Source organism: Yersinia artesiana (assembly GCF_902726545.1).
Lineage (GTDB): Bacteria > Pseudomonadota > Gammaproteobacteria > Enterobacterales > Enterobacteriaceae > Yersinia > Yersinia artesiana.
Genome location: NZ_CACVAD010000032.1, coordinates 16,354 through 36,991, shown reverse-complemented (window position 1 = coordinate 36,991; position 20,638 = coordinate 16,354). Strand labels below are relative to the sequence as shown.

The following is a 20,638-nucleotide window of genomic DNA, read 5'->3' as shown; positions in this document are numbered from 1 at the left end:
ATTCCTCTTTGCCCGGGCTTACCCCATGGCCAGTAACTGGTTAGCTTTCTTTTCGTTATCATCCACCGCACTGATGACTTTCATATTCATGTCAAATCCACGTGCGGTGGCTATCATGTCGACCATTGATTTCACGGGACTAACATTGCTGCTTTCCAGCGCGCCGGGAATTAACAGCAGATCCTGATCTGCCGGTAACTCAGGCAACCCGGCATTGGGTGAGGTATCAGCGATATGAAATAGGCCATCGTCACCGTGGTGTAGATCCTGAAGTTGGGCATTCACCATTTTCAGCCTCCCCACCTGAGCCAGTGCTGAAGGCTCTTCCCCTGCGCCACGGGCGGTAATAGTGCCGTCAGGAGCAATCGTCAATTCTGACTGCGGCGGGACATTGATTGCTCCGCCATCGCCGATGACCGGCAGCCCTCTGACCGTCAATAAGCCTTCACTATCGACTTCAATATTGCCGGCACGGGTGTAAGCCTCACCGCCATCCGGCAGTTCCACTGCCAGCCAGCCATCCTGAGGTAACGCCACATCCAAATTACGGCCAGTCTGGTTGATCGTTCCCATCGAATCATCGTGGTAAGGCGTCGACTCTGTCACCAGTGTTCGGGTTTCGACAGAAGGGCCATTAATCGGAACCGCGCGATAAGCCGAAAGCTGTGCACGAAAGCCGGTCGTTGAAGCATTGGCCAGGTTGTTTGACACCACACCCTGACGGTTGAGGGCGGCATTAGCCGCACCCATTGCGGTATATATTGCGCGATCCATAGGAGTCTGCCGTTAACCGAGGTTAGCCAGGATCTGAAGGAGTTCAGATTGGGTTTTAATGGTCTGTGAGTTGGACTGGTAGTTACGTTGATAGACGATCATGTTGACCATCTCTTTACTCAGATCGACGTTAGAGGCTTCAAGCCGATTACCGTACAGCGTCCCCAGATTCCCCGTACCGGAAACACCAGTAACGGGTTGCCCTGATTCCGGCGTCTCCGACCAGCAGTTATCGCCTTGAGAAGACAATCCACCCGGATTGGTGAAATTCGACAGCACAACCTGACCCAGCAACTGCTGTTGTCCATTACTGTAAGAGGCCACAATCTGGCCATTATCCCCAACAACATAACCATTCATTAAGCCGGGAGCATAACCGGTAGTGGTCGGGCTATTCATTGACGTATCGGATGCCTGTTGGGTCATGCCCGCCATATCCAGATCAAAGTTCAAGGCTTCGCCACCATTAAAGGCCGCACCCTGTATGTTTAATCTCGCCGGATTGGTGGTCAGTTGCCCTGAGGTATCAAAATTCAGTTCAAGTTCTTGATAAACCGGATCACCACTACCATCCAACAGCGGTGAAGTGGTATTACTGGAATAGGCTTTCCATTCGTTGTCACCGGTTTTCACATAATAAATATTGATAGTATGCTTATTGCCGAGGCTATCGAAAGCATCGACCTGACTTACCGAGTTGTAGCTTTTGTTGTCTGCCGGATCAAAAGGATTAGCGGTTTGATCGATTGCTGTAGTGCCGGAGTCCAGATTACCGTTGAGAGTACCGCCATCAGAAGCGCGTGCTACCATCTGCCCTGATGGGATTTGAATCGGCCCTATCGCCGCACCGGGTTGGATTGTTGGCGGATTACCTGTGGCCTGATAACCGGTCAAAAACATCCCTTGGTTATTCATGATATTGCCGTTTTCATCACTTTTGAATTGACCATTGCGGCTATAAAACACGCGACCGGCTTCATTCACCAAACGGAAAAAACCATTGCCCTGGATGCCCATATCTAGGCTGCTACTGCCACTCCCCAAAACGCCATCGCTGAAATTTTGGTTAACCGCAGAGACCTGCACCCCCATCCCGATTTGTGAGCCGGCAAATACATCGGCAAAGGCAATGGAACCTGATTTGAATCCCACTGTTTGGGAGTTGGCAATATTGTTACCGACGACATCGAGGGCTTGTGAAGCTGCACTTAATCCACTAAGGCCTTGTGAAAAACTCATGGTTAATCTTCCTGAATACTAAAAATGAAATACTAAAATTGGATCATTCAATGAAATAAATATCGCCTAACGTCGCGCTACCATTTAATCCCAACTGCAACACCGCACCGCTAGGAGAGAATGAAACGCCATCTACTTTGGCTTGTTTCAGTGCAACGATATTCGGCACGCCACCTTCACTATTTGCGGCAGAGAATGAAACTTTATATCCGCCCTCAATATCCGGTGGCGGCTCGGAGGGTTGGAAACCACTCAGGTCATCAAGACTGAATTTATTCACACCCGCTTTGACATTCTTTAATTCGGCAGCATAGGCATTGCCCTGCGAATCCGTTAACGTGACCGTAACCTTGTCGGCATCGTTATCCAGCGAGAATGCAAACTCTTGATTCCCACCTTCGGTCAGGGAAACAACCGAGTCGCCCTCAATCCACACGCGACGCCCAACCCAATCTGCGGCATTCATCTGCTGCATACTGGTGACCAGTGAACCGACTGCATTCAATGTGGTATTGAGTTGCTGAACCCCTGATGCGGTATTAAATTGTGCCAACTGGGAAGTTAACTGGTTATTATCCATCGGGTTGGTTGGGTCCTGATTTTGCATCTGAGCAACCAGCAATGTCATAAAACTATCGGTTAAATCCTCAACACTATTACCACCGCTTTTGGATTCGTTAGCGGATGTATTACTACTACTCATTACTGGTGAAACAGCCATTTCCCCGTCCCTTATTGACCCAGAGTCAATGTTTTTAACATCATTGATTTAGCCGTATTCATAACTTCGACATTGGCCTGATAACTGCGAGACGCCGAGATGGTGTTGACCATCTCATTGACGACATTGACATTCGGCATGCGAACATAGCCATTCTCGTCTGCAAGTGGATTTCCCGGTTCATAGAGCATGCGATCGGGTTCGTTGCTTTCTACCAACTCGCTCACCCGGACACCGCCGATTTCTTGCCCTGGTGCATTGTTAACTTGAAAAATAACCTGCCGCGCACGATAGGGCTGACCATCAGGCCCCACAGCGCTGTCGGCATTGGCCATATTACTGGCACTGACATTAAGCCGTTTAGATTGGGCCGCCATCGCGGACCCCGAAATATCAAATATGCTGAATGTTGACATGGCACTCATTAACCCTAATTGATGACACTCATCATGCTTTTAATTTGTGTGCTGAGAATGGTTAGACTGGATTGATATTTCATACTGTTATCAGCAAAACTGACACGCTCACGATCCATATCAACGGTATTACCATCCGCACTAGGCTGATCCGGAATACGATAAAGTAGTTGATTGTTATTAATTGCAGGTGCTAAACCTGCAATATGCGTTCCGGAGGTTAATGCCAGGGTGAGAGGGCCTTTTTCAGGCGCACTTCTTTCCACAGCGTTTTTTAATTGCTGTGAAAAATCTATATCTCTGGCTAAATACCCTGGCGTATCGACATTGGCGATATTCGAGGCCAATATATCCTGACGTTGGGTCAATAAACTGAGTGATTCTTGTTGGAAACGTAATGCATTATCAAGTTTATCAAGCATGAAAAACCGGCCCCTGCCTTATGTAGATTAACGCTTATATTCTAGGGGCGAAAGTTTCTATTTTATACGGCAAGGATCAGTCAAAAGTATCCCCTTTTAAAAGGATGAATTATTCAGTCAAGGTAAAATATCATTATCCGAAGAATTGGCGTCATAAATTGCAGTATTTAACACGTTAATAAAGTTAACTCCTGACATATAATTCCAGCCCCAGAAAGTCGATAACAAATAGTTTACTCTACATTAAATAATACTAAGGCCAGACAATAGCATGTTACCCTCACGCAATATCTTCGTCACTTTATTACTGTTTATTTTCTGCCTTAAAATATTTGATGCTACTGCAACCCCCTATTCCCCTGGTAATTCACTCACTGAGAAAATAACCGCATTAGTGAATGCGCAAAGTAGTATAGCGGCTAGTGCTGAGTTGAATCGCACCATAAAAATTCTGACCTCTGCCGACCAACTAAACTCGCTGTGCCCTGATCCGGAACTCTCTATTGCCGGTAATAACACCCGACTGACCGGCAATAAAAGTGTGATCGCACAGTGTGGTAATAAGCGAAAATTTATTCAGATCGCGGTTCTGGCGCAAGGCACATGGTGGACAGCCCGCCACACCATTAAGCCAGGAGCACTCATCCAACCTGAAGATATTATCTCTCGCAGTGGTTCACTTGAGCGCCTACCGGCAGGGCTGGTGTTTAATAAAGACAATATTATTGGCCAGACCGCGGCACGCTCTATCAGTCATGGACAGCCTATCGTGCAAAATCAATTACGTGAAGGTTGGGCGATTACTTCCGGACGAGAAGTCGAGGTTGTCGCCTCTGGAGCAGGGTTTCGCATACGCGCGAAAGGTAAAGCCATGGACAATGCCGCGGTAGGAGAAACGCTAAGAGTAACAATGCGTTCAGGGCAAATTATGACGGGAACCGTCGCCCCTGACGGGAAAGTGAATATTAATCTTAAAGAATAATTTTAGTTTTTTTGATAACCACCGATATTATATTTATACCGCCAAGCCACGATGCCAACAAATTGCCGAGGATTATTATGAGTATAGACCGAACACAACAACCCCTACCCGTGACGGTTGTTAATGCTCAGCAGGATTTAATCATGCGTCCAAGAACAGGAGACGTCAGTTCGCAACAAATTGAGAACAGCGAAAACTCCGGTACGCAGGTTAAATTAAGTCAGTTAACCCAGCAGATACAAACCGACAGTTCTGACGATATCGACTACGACCGCCTTGCTAAAATTCAGGCATCTATGGACGCGGGTACACTGGATCTCGATACTGATATAATCGCCAATGCCTTAGTGCAAGATATCTTTCAACTATCATAAGCTGTAATAAATAAATGAAAATGGAAAACCTACGATCCATTCTGCTCAAATTGGAGGGATCTCTCGAAGAACTTGAAGCGATTCTTATCGAAGAGGCGAATCAATTAAGACGGACACAGATAAATCCAGTGTCATTACAAATAGTCTCTGATAGTAAAAGCCAATTGTTATCAACAATCAGTCATTATGATGAACAGCGCAAACAGCAGGAAATTATATTAAAGCTGGTTGCGCCTTATCATCAAAATTCACGTCTGGCGTCTTACTGGAGCCATATCATCCAGAAAGTGACTGTTGCTAACGAGTTAAATAAAAAAATATCTGTATTGCTCGAACTGCATATGCAGAAAACAAATGATCTAAAGAGTGTTGTCAACAAGGCTGGGTCAAACTCATCATTGTATAGCCCTGATGGTCAATCGAACAATTCCCTTTCTGGCAAGGTTTATAACATTAGTGTTTAATCCTCCGCTAAGAATGAATTTATCAAATTAAGCTTCCTTTATTTAGTGAGGAAGTTTAATTCGGATAAACAATCGTTTTATTAGCCAACACTTTTGTCCACTCTTCGGCCATTCTCTTTGCCGTTTTTTTGTCGCTAAAGCCGTTAAAATAGACAGTTCATCGTTAGTTGACCACAGCGTTAATTAACAAGCAGATCTATAAGGCAAGGTTGATGAAGTGGCAAAAATAATATTGCGCAGCGGATATCTGGATGATTTCATCGCGCTGGGTGAAAATGGACAGACAATATTTGATAGCGCGTTACAAATACGCGAGACACTGCGCTTGCGCAAGCAACAGCATATTCTCGATTGTCTGGCGATCCCTCAGCACAATGATGTAGAAGATAAAGTCGACTGGTATTCACCACTCAATGGCATTGTCACGCCTTGGGTATCTGCCAGCGAAGAACAACGCGAACAGGCACTGTGCTATTTAGACAATTGTCTGGTCACCGCTTCAGCAATAAGTCAGCGTTGTTTGCAAGCCGAAAAGACCTCACTTCAGTTATTTGGCTCTTTGTTGACCAAGGTGTTCCAGTTTCCGGCCAGCTCACATATTTATCTGATTGATGACAAACCGGTAATCACCTTTTGGGGATTTGTGAATCTGCATCACTCAGCACGGGAAGATGTATTTGAGTGCCTGCGCCAATCTGCTCCACTTGAGCCAGATATCGCACAGTTAGCAGAACAACCCACTGAAACAGAAAAAGAAGACGACGACGATACTCTTGGTGATCCTGAACCCGTTATTGTCACATTGAGCAAATCACGAATCTCACAGCCGCAGCCAGTGGCACCAATTGTGGCGGATGAGGCCGCGCCAGAGGTTACCCCACCTCAGCCACAAAAATCGCTCCCTGCCTGGCCGCGTACTCTGCGCAAAGTCAGGCTGGTTATCATGCTGATGGTCATATTATTTGTTGCTATCCCGGTGGTATATCCGTATTTAACAAAAATGCTGCCGTCACTGTTTTCCCAGCAGCAAATCCCCCCAATTCCGATTATCGAACAGCCTCCTCGAAAACCAATGATCGCCCTCACACACTCATTACCCTTACAACCTGCACAGGTTATTCCTGCTCCGGTAGTGATTCCGGTGACCATCACCAAAGCGCCAGAGGTGCCGAAAGAAGCAATAAAAAATGCACTGGTACTCCCGCCCAACGCGGTCAAAGCTGGCTCAACCAAATTTCTAACCGGTATCTGGCGGGCAACCATCGACGTCAAAAACCCGATAACCGGTAAGCCACCCAGCCTACGCTATCAGATAAACAGTAATAATACCGGCACCGTTCGCACCATGCATGGCGACAGCATTACCTGTAAATCAGATATTGAAGTGGGATTGATGCAATCCGGAAACCTGATAATCAAAAGTCGTGGTCAGGCCAAGTGTAGCGATGGCAGTCGCTATCCACTACCAGAGATCACCTGCACCCAAGGCCTTAGCGGCCCGGCACAGTGCACCGGCCGCTATGACGGCGATACTGTGGTTCCTGTCACGTTGATAAAAGTGAGTAAATAATCCCATGCTGGCAAACCTTATCGACTATAAATCTAGTGTGACTCTGGTCAAAAACAGTAGCATCCAGTTTTTGGATTTTGGTCTTACTCCTGTGACCACCCATCCACATCGCGGTCGTTTCGTGCGCCAAAGTGTCAACGGCCCGTTGTTGCGCCTTGACTACGATGCTCACTCAGACCGGTTTGTGCTACCTGGAGAGAATGGCAGTGCCCCCGAAATCCTCAAACCGGAAAGTACCATCACACTCGAACATTCGCTGAAAGTGCTGGATGGCGTCTGGTTGCCTCTGCCTTTTATGCGTTTTGGCCCGGCGCGTAGCTTTAGTCATAGCCCCGAAAACTGGGCGCGCGTTCATATTAAAAGCCTGCAACACCCCGATCCATCTGGCTATACCTGGCGTATTTGCATCGCGTTTGACACCAAAATATCTGCCGAGGGCGATTCGACTCGTCAGTTGATGCCCACTGAAGATGATATCCGCAATGGTGCGTATTTTGCTCTTGCCTGGCAGAACAATGAAATCGGTGAATTTCTCGATCAAACCTGGGTCGATGGCTGGCTACGTGAAGTCTTTGTCCATTACGCCAGGCAACAGGAAGCGCGCAGCGAGCATGAGCTTAATGGTGCGCTGAAAGCATTTGAGTATCAGGCGCATTTTCTCAATATTCTTGAGATGCTCGGTAGCCAGCTTGCCATACCCGAAGTACAAATCGTTACACAAACACTGAGCGCACCGACCATTGCCGTCGATCTGATTCTGGATGTCGGAAACACCCACACCTGTGGGGTCATACTGGAAGACCACGGCGAAAAGAATGCTGGATTGCAGCAAAGCTCAGAATTGCAAATCCGTTCACTCGGTGAACCACAATTTATCAGCGAACCCTTGTTCACCAGCCGCCTTGAGTTCAATGAAGCCAGGTTTGGCAAACACCACTTCTCCATGGAAAGTGGCCGCGATGATGCGTTTATCTGGCCGTCGATGGTACGTGTCGGCGATGAGGCTCGCCAACTGGCGATGCAGCGTCAGGGGACTGATGGAACCAGCGGAATTTCCAGCCCACGCCGTTATCTATGGGATGATACTCCGGCATCTCAAATCTGGCGTTTCAGCCAACTCAGTGGCAAAAAAAGTAGTGAGCCACGCGCCATTGCACTGCCATTGATGAACCTGATGAATGACGATGGGCAACCATTAGATAGCCTGCCGTTGGATGAGCAACTGCCGGTATTTTCACCGAATTATAGCCGCAGCTCTCTTATGACAATGATGCTATGTGAAGTGTTGGCACAGGCGTTGGTGCAAATAAACAGTGTCAGTCACCGCCAGAATATGGGGCTGCCGCAGGCACCGCGTCAGCTACGTCACCTGATCCTGACCCTGCCTTCGGCGATGCCAAAACAGGAACGTGAAATTTTTCGTTTGCGGATGCAGGAAGCGACAAAATTGGTCTGGCAAGCGTTCGGCTGGCATCCGGATGACGAAATGCGCCCCCTTTCCTGTGCACAAAAAAACGAGATGATTGCGCTGCCAACCGTGCATATGGAATGGGATGAAGCGACATGCGGCCAATTAGTGTGGCTGTATAACGAGGCAATGAATAATTATGCCGGACACTCTCACGAATTTTTCCAGAGTCTGGCTCGCCCCGATCGCTTGCCAGAGCCAGATGCCCCAGCGGGAAGCTCTCTGCGGGTAGCCTCGATTGATATTGGTGGTGGCACAACCGATATGGCTATTACCCAGTATCAGTTGGATGAGGGTATCGGTTGTAATGTGAAAATCACTCCGCGCCTGCTGTTCCGTGAGGGGTTTAAAGTCGCAGGGGACGATATCCTACTGGATGTGATCCAATGCTGCGTTTTACCCGCGTTACAACAGGCGTTACATCAAGCCGGCGTTACCGATTCGGCAGGCGTAATGGCTAAGCTGTTCGGTACTACTGATCTTGACAGCAACCGTGCCACACTGCGTCAACAAACAACCTTACAGTTATTTATACCGCTGGGACACGCCATTCTGGCCAGTTGGGAGCACTGCTCCCCTCACGACCATGATGCGCTGTTTGACGGGCGATTTGGTGAACTGTTAGTCCAGCAGCCAACTCAGAATGTCATGAATTATATTCATCAGGCGATTCAGCCGTTGCTCCCTGCGGATGCAACTCCATTTAATGTGCTGGATACTCCGCTACGGGTGGAACTGGCAACACTCAAACAAGCCCTGTTGACGGGACGATTTACTCTTACTGCTCCGCTGCAATCTTTATGTGAAGTCGTCAGCCATTACTGTTGTGATGTGTTATTGATAACCGGGCGGCCATCCCGACTGCCAGGAATCCAGGCACTACTGCGCCACCTGCAACCCGTACCGGTGAACCGCCTGGTCTGGCTGGATAATTACCCGATCCATGAGCGTTTTCCTTTTGGTCGTCATGGGCGCGTGGTCAATCCAAAATCAACCGCAGCGCTGGGGGCAATGCTCTGCTGTTTGGCAATGGATCTACGCCTGCCGGGCTTCAATTTTAAAGCCGCCGATATTCAGGCCTATTCCACTATTCGCTATCTTGGTGTGCTTGATGGTAGCCACAGGCTAAACGAAGAAAATATCTGGTATCGCGATATTGACCTTGATAATCCCAATTCGCGATTGGATGAAAACCTCAACTTCCCGCTACGGGGAGATGCCTGCCTTGGCTTTCGTCAATTAGCCGACGAGCGTTGGCCTGCAACCCCACTCTATCTGCTGAAAATAAACTCCCCGCAACTGGCAAAGAGTATCGCCGGCGATGGTGTATTACACGTTCGGCTACAACAGGATCCACGCAGCGGGGGCTTTTCCCTGGTGGGAGCCAGAATGCAGGATGGTACACCAGTGCCGCTCAATGAACTGAAGCTAAAACTTAACACCCTTGCCAACAGCTATAACGGTGTCAATCACTATTGGATAGACAGCGGGAGTGTATACCCAAAATGAATCAACCTGACACGATGCTAAACCAACTCACGAGTTGGGTGGAAACGACCCGTACACATTCTGCACATCTGCACCTTGAAGCTGACAGCTATCTGGCACGCTTAACACAGCTGCGCCATCGCCAGCAGCAAATTGATGCTCTAAATCAAGTTCCTCTGACCCTGGGATTATATGGCGGCTGCATTGAAGGGAAACATCATTTACTCAAAATGATTGCCGCCGATGGCCGTGATGAAATTTATGTTCAGTTAGGCGAAAAAACGCTTAACTATCTGACGCATATCAACCCCGATAACGCGCCTACATCGATAGCTGTTCGCTTCACCGATTCGCCCCCCGCCGTCGTGGAAGAACATCATCCGTTGTTACTGACACTATTCAATGAAAGCGAACTGGCGCAGCGGTTAATACGCCAATATCAGACGGGTCAGGCACCGCGCCGGGTACCAAACAGCGTTATTGCCTCGATACTCAGCGAGCTGCAAATGTGTCGTCAAGTTGACCTCAGCACCAGTATGACCCGTGAACAATTTTCAGCGCTCGCCCATAGCTATCAGCAGGGCGTCCGTGGCCCACATCAACTCGATGATGCGCTGTTACATCAGATGGCAGAATTGGCTCCGTGGCTGAACCTTTCAGACCGTGCTGTTTTGCTATCTCTCTTGTGGGGAGAGGATTCCACGCTTACGGCACAATGGCAGCAACAGGCACAAACATTACACCACTTGGGTAATGTGTCGCAGCTACTGGCTCCGGCCAGTTTGGTGGTAGATGGTTTTCTACTTCCCGGCAAAGGATTCCTGTTTCCCGCACCGCCACAACACACTGAGCACAATACCGATATCATCGTTTGCCCGTTGCATCATGGCAAAAGTCAGGCACGCCAGAGCATTGCACAACATGAACTGACCCCGGTTTGCGCAGAAATAACCTTCACACTCAGCCGTCAATCATCACTCCCGGGTGTTGATCTGCTCGATATCCCAGACCACCAGTTGAACTATTATCAAGACAGCTTGCAACCCGATACCCTGTTGATTTGTTATTCCCAGACTGATAACCAACATCCAACACCGGTCGCAAAACGTCTGGTGCGCTGGGTTGAACAGACCCAAACCCCCCAGCACAGCAAACTACCGCGACTGGTCTGGGCCATTACACCATTCGATATACGCTTTACGCAAAGTGGCCCTGCTGATAATACCGTTCAGCGCTTTGTGACTCAGTCGGGTAAACGTTGGGGGACATTGCAGGCTGTGGATAATCGCAATAGAGCCAGCCTACAGGAATGGCTGGCGGCAGCATTGAGTAACTCAAATCGGCAGCAGCGTCTGACCACATTGCAGGATGCATTATTCGCGCAGGTTCTCAGCCAATTTGGCACTATTGCCCCTGACCGTGAGAATAGCGTGCAAGCAACCCGACAGCACACCGAAGCACTGATTCGTACACTGCAATCGAAAGCGACACAGCATGGCGAGCTTATCGATAACCTTATGCTGCCCCGCGATACCTTGCAGCAATGCTGGCAGCAATATCATCAGACAATCATCAATAAACCAGCAGAGTTGATGCTCAATATCGATCTATTTGCCGATATAACCCCGACGCCCCCCGCAGTTTGCCCACCTAGCGACTTTGCCTCACAGGTATATGCGTTATGGTTGAATCACTTACGTCAGTTGGTGTCCCGTCAAACTGTGGCTCCCGCACTGGGACTTGAAACAGCACAACTTCAAACATTATGCGACATTCTCATTACTACCAGTTATCGGCTTGAACTGCTGGCGACCTTGAAAAAAGTGTTGGCACAAAATGGCGATGATGCAGCCATGGCGGTTACCCGCGCCGCTAATGTCATCAGTGATTTCGTCAGTTGGCTGGGATACCATCAAGTGGCTATTGCCGAACGCCCATTAAGTCGAATTGATAAAGGATCCGTTATCTTTGCACCACCACCGCAGGCAAGTACAAATACACGTTTGACACATCTGGGTGAACAAGCCACCTATGGTAATGCCAGATATATTTACGACTGGTTGGTGGCCTTATTAAACCGTGCCAGTGAGAATGTCAATGACATCAGTGTTGACGATATAGGTGATGCATCACGAGAAACACTGCGCGCTATTTTATTATCGGTAATAAAAATCCAGCAGCGTGAAATAATAAAAACAACCTGATGCGATAAAACTAAATATATTCCGACAAAGTGGAATGAAGGGGAAAGGTGCTGTTGGGATCACTCTTAGTTTTAAATACAAGTGCCACAAGCCACTGGAGTGCCCTTATATCTAGGTACGGTAAATCCTTCACTCACTGAGTTATCGATCGCTTTGTCATGAACCACACACCTGCTGTTACCAGCAGATGTGTGCTCAGAGTAGATAAGACATTTAATATTTAAGCAGGGACTGCCAAAGCAGATACGGATGTTTTCGGACTCTCTGCATTATCGTCTATCTGGAACACCGCAACCGTCGCTGACAGTTCTTTCGCTTGATTATTAAGTGTTCGCGTATTTCGAGCTGATTCCTCTACCAATAAAGTATTTTGCTGTGTCATGTTATCTAACTGGTTAATGGCGACAGTAATCAGATTGATACCTGCACTTTGTTGTTCGGAAGCAACGGCAATTTCCTGCATAATATCACTGACATTAGTGATGGAATGGACAATTTCATTCATGCTGTCACCGGCATTAGCCACCAGTTTAGAGCCGTGTGAAATATTGCCAACCGCATCATTGATCAATACATGAATTTCTCTGGCGGCATTGCTGCTGCGCGAGGCCAAATTTCTCACTTCAGAGGCAACAACGGCAAACCCGCGACCTTGCTCACCGGCCCGCGCTGCTTCTACTGCTGCATTCAGTGCCAGAATATTAGTCTGACTGGCAATACTGTTAATAACGCTGGTAATTTCTGCAATTTTTTTGGCGCTCTCTTCAATACTTGTCATGGTGGAGACAACATTATGCATAATATCAGCACCGTTTCTGGCAGCCTCACTCGCAGTATGGGATAGCTGGTTAGTCTGTTGTGCATTTTGGGCATTGCTGGCAACAGTGGTTTTTATTTCCTCCATACTGGCGGCGGTTTCCTGTAGTGCACCGGCCTGTTGTTCAATGCGAGAAGATAAATTGAAATTAGCGTCAGCAATTTCTGTCGAGCCATGTGTAATAATAACAGTGCTCTCTTTTACCACAGAGATGGTCTGTTTCAGTGCTATCTGCATATCTTCCAGACGAGTAAATAGAAGACCTATCTCATTTTTACTTTTGTATAAAATCTTGGAGGTCAAATCCCCTTTGCTTATTTTGTCAAAAATATCACAAGCAAGCCTGATTTTGAGGATGATATTTTTGTTAAACCAGACTCCAGCCATTAACATAATTAACAGATAGAGTGATAACAGCATCATAGCAATAACATAAGATTGTGACTTCACACTTTCCGCAGCGGCAAGCACATTATTATAGGCATTAGAATTTATTGCGGAAAATTCTTTAACATCGTCGCCAATTTTTTTAAAAATATCTCCCATACGGTTTTCCTGGTCATTTCTATATGTTCCTGCAATAACGTCATTTATTGCATTATCGTAGTAATCCAGGACATAAGAAATATCCTTATGAATCTCGATAGAAACAGCATCATAGATGTTATTGTTTTTAACTGTATTGTTATAAGATATGAGTAATTTTCTTGATGCCGTAATTAACTCTTGAATATATTTAACCCACTCATCATTTATTGGTTTATTTAATGCTCCGTTCAAAGCCTGTTCATTAAACATCCCACGGATGATGGCGACGTTATAGTTAAGTTCATCAATTTCGTCTCTTTGTAATTTTGTTTTTTCTGCAAATAACGTTTGTTCATGACCTTGATTGGATGAGTATATGTCATGTGCAGCAAATAAAATCATCATTACCAGTAGTAATGACATAATAATTTTAACCGCTTTTAATAAAGGAATATTATTCATAATACAGGCTAAACTTCCTGGCAGGGTTTATTTTCAAGTGACGCCATGATTAGTCACAACATCTAACTAATATAAAAACACCGTTGTTAAGATTAACGGTGTTTTTGGCGTCTTATTTTAAATAAGAGCATGGAAAGGTTTTGTGGCTGTTCTTTTACTCAACACAAAGCCACTCTTTTACCTTCTTATCTAGTTCAGTACTGTGCTGGTGTTGGGCTTAATACGAAAAATAGAGACAGCTTCAGTCAAATTACCGGCTTGTGATTCCAAGACAGCAGCAGCAGCAGCCGACTCTTCAACCTGCGCAGCATTTTGCTGAGTGACCTGATCCATTTCCGTCACCGCCATTCCCACCTGCACAATGCCACGACTTTGCTCGTCAGATGCAGAAGCTATTTCACTCATAATAGCGGTCACTCGCGTTACCGCATCCACAATTTCCGCCATGGTTTCGCCAGCATTGGTGACTAAACCTGAGCCAACGTTGACTTTTTGTGCCGAATCTTCAATGAGTTTTTTGATATCCTTCGCGGCCTCTGCACTGCGTTGTGCCAGGTTACGGACTTCACTGGCGACCACGGCAAATCCCCGCCCTTGTTCACCGGCACGGGCAGCTTCAACCGCAGCATTCAATGCCAGGATGTTGGTTTGAAAAGCGATACTGTCGATAACATTGGTGATATGCGTAATCTGCCGCGAACCCTCGGCTATTTCGCTCATGGTATGCACCACCTCATCCATGACGCTGCCGCCACGTTGTGCCGTTTTAGAGGTATTTAATGCCAACAAGCTGGCCTGAGAGGCATTTTCTGCATTCTGTTTGACGGTCGCAGTCAGCTCTTCCATGCTGGCCGCCGTTTCTTCCAATGCCGCGGCCTGTTGTTCTGTGCGCGAGGAGAGATCATTATTATTGGCGGAAATTTCACTGGCTCCGGTTAAAATAACATCCGCGCGCGTACGAATTTCATCTACAGTCTGCCCCAGACGATCCTGCATACTGCGCAGTAATACTGCCAACTGCCCCATTTCATTGGTGCCATGCACATCAATATTCTGCGCCAAATCGCCACTGGAAATATGACGGATACTCGCGGCAATCTTATTCAGCGGAGAGATCAGTGTAAAGCGAACTCCTGACCACGCGCCAATAACCACCAACAGGAGAATAACCAGCACGCCGACACTGGCCCAGATGGCCAAATTATAAGATTGCAGACTGTGGTTAATCACCTGCTGATTAAAAGTATTCATATCTGCAATGACGAGGTTATATGCCTTTTCAAAATCAACCTGACTTTTCTGGACTTGCAGTTCATATGCTGCCTGAGTATTACCCGTATCGATAAATTTAATGAGTTCAGTCAGTGCATTATCCAACATGCTGTAATTATTCTTTAGTTCCTGAAAAAGCAACTCATTATGATGAGGGATAGATTCATAGGTAGCCCAATATTTTTTGGCATCACTAAAGCGTTCTTTTGCCGCTGCCAATTGTTCATTGAACTCTTTCCGGCCTTCCGCTGTGCTGCTATCTTCCATAAGATAGCTGAGTATCGCTCTGTTAGCCTGAAGACGAGTCCGAAGCAAATAGGCCCAAGCACCCGTCAATTCAGTTCGTTGATTGCTGATCTCTTGCTGATTAACAAAATTTTCTCTGTCGTTACTCAATATCGGAAAAAATACGGCAACGGTACTGAGTTGGAGCAAACAAAATACTATCAATAAAACAATCAAACCATTAACAACTTTAAAACTATTTAGCATCTTACTTTCTCCTTGTATGCTTTATATAAATCGGCCCACAAGAAAAAAACATAATAGTTAAAACTTATCATTTTTAATTTATTGATCGTCACCATCGATCAATTATGAAGTTATTATTCATGAGCATGGCTCATAGCACTTATCCCGCTAAACACCATTATCAATGGACATAATCCCGATAACATAAGCTGTATTACTTATGCTTAGACGGATGGCTATGCTCAATTCTCAGGCAAGTTCAGCTAAAACGACAGGACTGCTTTTTGTCGTAATACTTAGTGCATTGATGGCGTTTACTTCCCTATCTACCGATATCTATTTACCCGCCATGCCCGTTATGGCGAAAGAGTTACAGGGCGATGCAGAACTGACTATCACTGGTTTTTTAATTGGCTTTTGTATCGCTCAATTGATCTGGGGACCGATTAGCGACCACCTGGGGCGGCGCTTACCCCTGGTCATTGGTATGATCTTGTTCATCATCGGTTCTCTGGGTTGTGCCTTATCAACGAATATCGGGCAGATTGTTTTCTCGCGGGTATTTCAGGCTCTGGGAGCTTGTACGGGGCCTATGCTGGCACGAGCGATGATCCGCGATCTGTTTAGCCGTACCCGTGCAGCTCAGATGCTCTCTACCCTGATGATTATTATGGCTATCGCACCGATTGCCGGGCCTCTGCTTGGCGGGCAAATGATTAAAAATACATCGTGGCATGCTATTTTTTGGCTACTGGCAATCATCGGTGTGTTAATGCTTATCTCATTACGATGGTTAACAGAAACATTACCTGAAGAAAAACGGGTTAAAGCCTCTTTATCCAGTGCTTTTCATAACTATTACAGATTACTGACTAATGCAAAGTTCATGCGTTTCACGTTATGCCTGACGTTCTACTATGTTGCGGCCTATGCATTTATTACCGGATCCCCTTTTGTCTACATCACTTACTTTGGTGTCGATCCACAACATTACGGCTGGCTATTTGCGCTGAATATCGTCGGGTTGATGGCAGTTAGCATGGTAAACAGACGCATGGTGCATCGATATCCGCTTGAATCTTTACTCAAGTTCGCTATCTCTGTCGCCACCCTCGCCGCAGTGGTACTCGCTGTTGCTACCGGATTAAGCATCGGCGGAATTAGCCTGATTGTAGGGACGGTGTTTATCTTCTTTTCCATGAACGGAATAATTGCAGCAACCTCCACTGCCGCCGCATTGGATGCGGTGCCAGATGTTGCCGGTTCGGCTTCAGCACTGATGGGTTCGTTGCAATACGGAAGTGGTATTATCTCTTCCTTGCTTCTGGCACTGCTTAGCGATGGGACCCCCTGGACAATGGGCTGGATAATTGCCGTATTTACAGTGGCCAGTGCATTGATAGCACTGACCACCGGGATGACAAAACGCTGAGTTAAATATTTTTATCAAAGAAATTATCTAGCTTGCTCATCGCCTGATCGACATAACGAGGTACCCAATAGGTTTCGATATGCGTCGCGCCATCAATCAGGAACAGCTCTTTATTCTGCGTGCCGGTGGCCTTTTTGAATGCACTTTCGGTCATATAGAGCGAATCTGCTTTGGTGCCCGCCATCATCAGCAGCGGTTGATTGATTAAGTCCATATTGCTTTGCGCATCAAAACTCATCAAATCAAGTAGACTGCTCAGGGTATAGCGGAAGGTTGAATTTGGGTGTGCATGGGTTTTGCCGTAATACTCAAAGCCCTGGCGATAGAGATCAAAAGGCAGTTTGGCAATTTGCTCATCGGTTAATTGAGCATCGCCGGTATAGGTAATTTCACCAGTGGCGACCTCTTTTGCACGCGCATCCGAGGCTTGCTTCAAGCGTTCCTGAATGGTGGAAAGCTGGGAATCCTGATACCCGTTACGGCGTACCAGTCCGGAGTCAAACATACTCAGTGTCGCCAATGCTTTAAACCGTTTGTCGGTCTGGGCGGCTTTCAGTGAATAACCGCCGCCGCCACAGATACCCAGCAAGCCAATGCGGGTGCTATCAACACCGGGATACTGGCTAATGTAATCAGCCATACCGTGAATATCTTCAATGCGATTGGCGGGTTTATCTACATTGCGCGGCATACCACCACTGGCTCCCTGATAAGCAGCATCAGCGGTGATAGTGATGTATCCGTGTTCTGCCAAACGCTGAGCATACAATCCGGCAACCTGCTCTTTAACACCGCCATTAGGATGAGCAACCACCACCGCAGGGTATTTTTTGGCTGGATCGTAGTTAGCCGGTGTGTAGACATTTGCAGCAATTTGAATGCCATGAAGATCATATTTCACCGGGTGAATATTAACCTTGCCCTTAACATTCTCGGTAATGGCACCGTCGTATACCAAAGTAAATGGATTCTGTTTGTAATCTGCGGCATGAACTGAAGTAATGCCGGCCATTGCCGTAAGTAGCATTGCACTTAACAAGTTGAGTTTCATGGTCATCTCCCGAAATAAGTTATAGCCCGATGCGTGGGGCATCTATCGTGGATATTGCAGGTTTAGCTTAAGGAGACGGGGCTGACAACATCATGACGGGCAAATAACAATTTTGTCAGTTAGCAAGACGCGCGAAACTGACAGAAATGACAGGAAGTTGTCAGCAAGATGTTGGCGTGAGTGGGCTAACATCAGCGTGGCCGCGTATAGCAGACAAGTAACAGAGGAGATAGTGGATGCGACTGTTATTAGTGGAAGATGAAGAAAAAACCTCGTCCTATTTAAACCGGGCGCTGGGGGAATCGGGTTTTAGCGTGGATATATCGGCTGATGGTGCAGAGGGGCTGCATTATGCGCTGGAATATGATTACGATGCCATAATACTTGATGTCATGTTGCCCGGCATGGATGGCTATCGGGTGCTGGAGGGCATTCGTGCCAATAAACAAACACCGGTATTGATGCTTTCTGCTCGAGGTTCGGTGGATGAGCGCGTCAAAGGCCTGCGTCTTGGTGCCGATGATTATCTGCCTAAACCTTTTTCACTAATTGAACTGGTAGCTCGTATTCAAGCGCTGGTGCGTCGCCGCTCGACAGATGGCGCAGATATCACACAGCTACAGATCCATGATCTGCATCTGGATCTGCTGGCTCGTCGCGTGTTTCGAGCCGGAACCCGACTGGAGCTAACAGCAAAAGAATTCTCCTTGCTCAGCCTGTTGGCGCGTCACCAGGGGGAAATCCTGTCAAAAATGATGATCGCCGAGCAGGTGTGGGATATGAATTTTGACAGCGACGCCAACGTGGTTGAGGTTGCGATTAAACGTCTGCGCGCCAAGATTGATGCGCCATTTGAGGTCAAGTTACTGCATACCGTGCGTGGTATGGGCTATGTCCTTGAAGTCAGACCCGACACACTGAATTAAGTGCAGGAGAAACGCATGTTCAGGCGATCCATATCCCTACATCTGGCATTAATGTTTGCCTTATCCGCCTTACTGATAGTCTCGGCGATCGGCATTCTGCTCAGAAGCTCACTACATGAATCATTGCAAAAGCAGATGCATAACGAGCTGCTTTTTCGCGAATCATTGATGAGTCCATGGATCATTGCGCGAACCTCGGCTGAGGGCTGGTCGACACTGGCGAATAAATTTACCGTCTTGGCCAGTTCAGAGGGGGAACGGGTACGTTATTGGATAGTCAGTGACAACCCCCGTTTTAGCGTGGGCGGCCCCCCACCCGTGGGCGTCGACTGGTCAGCGCTGAAAGAGGGCTTTAACAAGTTACCCGGCACGTCCGAGGGAGCTTGTTCGTTGTTTCTGCTGGTAAAAACGATTCCAGCTAATGGAGAAAGGCCGGCACTGCGCTATGTCGTGGCTATCGATTCCACACCTTATATGGGCACGCTGGATGCATTCACACAGACATTGCTTATTATTACTGCCTTAGGTGTGTTTATTGTTGCGTTACTGGGTTATGCCGTTTCCCGCATCGGCCTGCGTCCAGTAGGCGCATTGAGTCAGCAGGCGCAGCAACTGGCGCCGGGAGATCACGGCCAACGACTGGATAGCAGCGCATTACCGCAAGAGCTTCAGCAGTTGGCGACCTCATTCAATGGTGTACTTGAGCGCCAAGAAATCGCCTGGCGGCAGCTTGAGAGCTTTAACGCCGATGTCGCTCATGAATTACGTACTCCCCTCACCAATCTGATAGGTCAAACACAACTGGGCCTGTCACGCCGGCGTTCGCCGGAGGAACTTGAAGAGTTGCTGGGTTCAAATCTGGAAGAACTGGAGCGAATGACGTCCATCGTTAACGATATGCTGTTCCTGTCACACGCTCACGCCGGTGATCATGCCGCTCAGTTAACACGCGTCTCACTGCGCGAAGAAACGCTTAAAACGGCGGAATATGTTGAACCCTCGTTCGCTGAAAAGCAGCTTTCACTGGATGTACAAGGCGATGTAATTGCTCACATTGACCGGCGTTTATTTCACCGTTCACTTGCCAATCTGCTGGAAAACAGCGCAAGGCATTCACCGCCTGAAAGCACCATTACAGTACGGTTAAGCAAAAGTGGCAATCTGGCCAGTGTTGCAGTATCAAACCCTGGTGATCCTATTGCAGCGACACATTTGCATCGCCTGTTTGAGCGTTTTTATCGGGTGGATTCTTCACGAACCAAAAGTGACACTCACCACGGTCTGGGGCTGTCGATTGTACGCGCCGTCGCGATTATGCATCGTGGTGATGTGTTTGCCCGTAGCGAGAACGGCATCAATACCTTTGGGCTGACGTTTGCACTATCTACTGACGGCGAACCTTGCGCGGAACAAAGCCAGCGCTCGGCGCAAGCACCTGAAAGTGCATTTTCGGCGTCAACTGACAACATTGTCAGGCAGCCGTCAGCCTGACGACATTTGACTCTGGTTAGAATCAAACCGACAAAGCATGAGCTTTTTAACTAAAAGGACGCATTG

Annotated in this window: 16 protein-coding genes and 1 pseudogene; 9 read left to right on the top strand and 8 right to left on the bottom strand. The window is 47.4% G+C overall.

The features are described from left to right. Positions 1–18: 18 nt before the first annotated feature. From HU019_RS12475 to flgB, 5 genes are read right to left on the bottom strand one after another with little or no spacing between them, the layout of a single operon-like run. On the bottom strand, positions 19–774 hold the full coding sequence (locus tag HU019_RS12475; RefSeq protein WP_077174450.1) for a flagellar basal body rod protein FlgF: 756 nt from the start codon (positions 772–774) through the stop codon (positions 19–21). Between the two features lie 12 nt (positions 775–786). Beyond that, positions 787–2,013, bottom strand: a complete 1,227-nt coding sequence (flgE, locus tag HU019_RS12470) for a flagellar hook protein FlgE (RefSeq protein ID WP_174848064.1) — start codon at positions 2,011–2,013, stop codon at positions 787–789. Between the two features lie 43 nt (positions 2,014–2,056). Continuing rightward, entirely contained in the window at positions 2,057–2,734 is a 678-nt protein-coding gene (locus HU019_RS12465) for a flagellar hook assembly protein FlgD (RefSeq protein ID WP_077174452.1), read from the bottom strand. Positions 2,735–2,745: 11 nt separating this feature from the next. Further along, entirely contained in the window at positions 2,746–3,150 is a 405-nt protein-coding gene (gene flgC / locus HU019_RS12460) for a flagellar basal body rod protein FlgC (RefSeq protein WP_077174606.1), read from the bottom strand. A 14-nt stretch (positions 3,151–3,164) separates the two neighbouring features. After that, positions 3,165–3,572, bottom strand: coding sequence for a flagellar basal body rod protein FlgB (gene flgB, locus HU019_RS12455; RefSeq protein ID WP_076707224.1), 408 nt, complete (start codon positions 3,570–3,572; stop codon positions 3,165–3,167). A gap of 271 nt (positions 3,573–3,843) precedes the next feature. Here flgB and flgA point away from each other — a divergent pair, with 271 nt between their 5' ends. The 6 genes from flgA (at position 3,844) to HU019_RS12425 (ending at position 12,122) form a co-directional block, all read left to right on the top strand. Continuing rightward, a complete protein-coding gene (flgA, locus tag HU019_RS12450; protein WP_174848065.1) occupies positions 3,844–4,554 on the top strand; it encodes a flagellar basal body P-ring formation chaperone FlgA in 711 nt (236 codons plus the stop codon). 77 nt (positions 4,555–4,631) lie between these two features. Continuing rightward, on the top strand, positions 4,632–4,928 hold the full coding sequence (gene flgM / locus HU019_RS12445) for a flagellar biosynthesis anti-sigma factor FlgM (protein ID WP_227739399.1): 297 nt from the start codon (positions 4,632–4,634) through the stop codon (positions 4,926–4,928). A gap of 14 nt (positions 4,929–4,942) precedes the next feature. Beyond that, the gene (locus HU019_RS12440) at positions 4,943–5,392 is read left to right on the top strand and encodes a flagella synthesis protein FlgN (protein ID WP_174848066.1); all 450 of its coding nucleotides are present in this window, start codon (positions 4,943–4,945) and stop codon (positions 5,390–5,392) included. Between the two features lie 217 nt (positions 5,393–5,609). Next, entirely contained in the window at positions 5,610–6,962 is a 1,353-nt protein-coding gene (locus HU019_RS12435) for an SrfA family protein (RefSeq protein WP_174848067.1), read from the top strand. A gap of 4 nt (positions 6,963–6,966) precedes the next feature. Further along, positions 6,967–9,939 (top strand): virulence factor SrfB, encoded by a 2,973-nt coding sequence (locus tag HU019_RS12430; RefSeq protein ID WP_174848068.1) that lies wholly within the window; start codon positions 6,967–6,969, stop codon positions 9,937–9,939. Further along, a complete protein-coding gene (locus tag HU019_RS12425; RefSeq protein ID WP_174848069.1) occupies positions 9,936–12,122 on the top strand; it encodes a virulence factor SrfC family protein in 2,187 nt (728 codons plus the stop codon). The genes HU019_RS12430 and HU019_RS12425 overlap by 4 nt, the downstream gene beginning before the upstream one ends. Before the next feature lie 220 nt (positions 12,123–12,342). Here the strand turns inward: HU019_RS12425 and HU019_RS12420 are convergent, their stop codons facing one another. Then, the gene (locus tag HU019_RS12420) at positions 12,343–13,929 is read right to left on the bottom strand and encodes a methyl-accepting chemotaxis protein (protein ID WP_174848070.1); all 1,587 of its coding nucleotides are present in this window, start codon (positions 13,927–13,929) and stop codon (positions 12,343–12,345) included. A 216-nt stretch (positions 13,930–14,145) separates the two neighbouring features. Beyond that, a pseudogene (locus HU019_RS20455) lies at positions 14,146–15,693 on the bottom strand (methyl-accepting chemotaxis protein); the annotation flags it as partial. Positions 15,694–15,910: 217 nt separating this feature from the next. Between HU019_RS20455 and HU019_RS12410 the strand changes: the two are divergent. After that, positions 15,911–17,104, top strand: coding sequence for a multidrug effflux MFS transporter (locus tag HU019_RS12410; RefSeq protein ID WP_174848071.1), 1,194 nt, complete (start codon positions 15,911–15,913; stop codon positions 17,102–17,104). A 1-nt stretch (position 17,105) separates the two neighbouring features. Here HU019_RS12410 and HU019_RS12405 read toward each other — a convergent pair whose 3' ends face one another. Further along, positions 17,106–18,155, bottom strand: coding sequence for an alpha/beta hydrolase (locus tag HU019_RS12405; protein ID WP_174848072.1), 1,050 nt, complete (start codon positions 18,153–18,155; stop codon positions 17,106–17,108). Between the two features lie 236 nt (positions 18,156–18,391). Here HU019_RS12405 and HU019_RS12400 point away from each other — a divergent pair, with 236 nt between their 5' ends. Both HU019_RS12400 and HU019_RS12395 read left to right on the top strand, forming a co-directional pair. Further along, positions 18,392–19,081: a heavy metal response regulator transcription factor gene (locus HU019_RS12400; protein WP_174848073.1), complete on the top strand. Its 690-nt coding sequence runs from the start codon at positions 18,392–18,394 to the stop codon at positions 19,079–19,081. Positions 19,082–19,096: 15 nt separating this feature from the next. Further along, positions 19,097–20,572 carry a heavy metal sensor histidine kinase gene (locus tag HU019_RS12395; protein ID WP_174848074.1) on the top strand — a complete coding sequence of 492 codons (1,476 nt, stop codon included), beginning with the start codon at positions 19,097–19,099 and terminating at the stop codon, positions 20,570–20,572. Positions 20,573–20,638 lie beyond the last annotated feature (66 nt).

Bases quoted from the DNA above. Each gene is read 5' to 3' on its own strand.
- HU019_RS12475 (WP_077174450.1), bottom strand. From the start codon at position 774: ATGGATCGCGCAATATATACCGCAATGGGTGCGGCTAATGCCGCCCTC.
- flgE (WP_174848064.1), bottom strand. From the start codon at position 2,013: ATGAGTTTTTCACAAGGCCTTAGTGGATTAAGTGCAGCTTCACAAGCC.
- HU019_RS12465 (WP_077174452.1), bottom strand. From the start codon at position 2,734: ATGGCTGTTTCACCAGTAATGAGTAGTAGTAATACATCCGCTAACGAA.
- flgC (WP_077174606.1), bottom strand. From the start codon at position 3,150: ATGTCAACATTCAGCATATTTGATATTTCGGGGTCCGCGATGGCGGCC.
- flgB (WP_076707224.1), bottom strand. From the start codon at position 3,572: ATGCTTGATAAACTTGATAATGCATTACGTTTCCAACAAGAATCACTC.
- flgA (WP_174848065.1), top strand. From the start codon at position 3,844: ATGTTACCCTCACGCAATATCTTCGTCACTTTATTACTGTTTATTTTC.
- flgM (WP_227739399.1), top strand. From the start codon at position 4,632: ATGAGTATAGACCGAACACAACAACCCCTACCCGTGACGGTTGTTAAT.
- HU019_RS12440 (WP_174848066.1), top strand. From the start codon at position 4,943: ATGAAAATGGAAAACCTACGATCCATTCTGCTCAAATTGGAGGGATCT.
- HU019_RS12430 (WP_174848068.1), top strand. From the start codon at position 6,967: ATGCTGGCAAACCTTATCGACTATAAATCTAGTGTGACTCTGGTCAAA.
- HU019_RS12425 (WP_174848069.1), top strand. From the start codon at position 9,936: ATGAATCAACCTGACACGATGCTAAACCAACTCACGAGTTGGGTGGAA.
- HU019_RS12420 (WP_174848070.1), bottom strand. From the start codon at position 13,929: ATGAATAATATTCCTTTATTAAAAGCGGTTAAAATTATTATGTCATTA.
- HU019_RS12410 (WP_174848071.1), top strand. From the start codon at position 15,911: ATGCTCAATTCTCAGGCAAGTTCAGCTAAAACGACAGGACTGCTTTTT.
- HU019_RS12405 (WP_174848072.1), bottom strand. From the start codon at position 18,155: ATGAAACTCAACTTGTTAAGTGCAATGCTACTTACGGCAATGGCCGGC.
- HU019_RS12400 (WP_174848073.1), top strand. From the start codon at position 18,392: ATGCGACTGTTATTAGTGGAAGATGAAGAAAAAACCTCGTCCTATTTA.
- HU019_RS12395 (WP_174848074.1), top strand. From the start codon at position 19,097: ATGTTCAGGCGATCCATATCCCTACATCTGGCATTAATGTTTGCCTTA.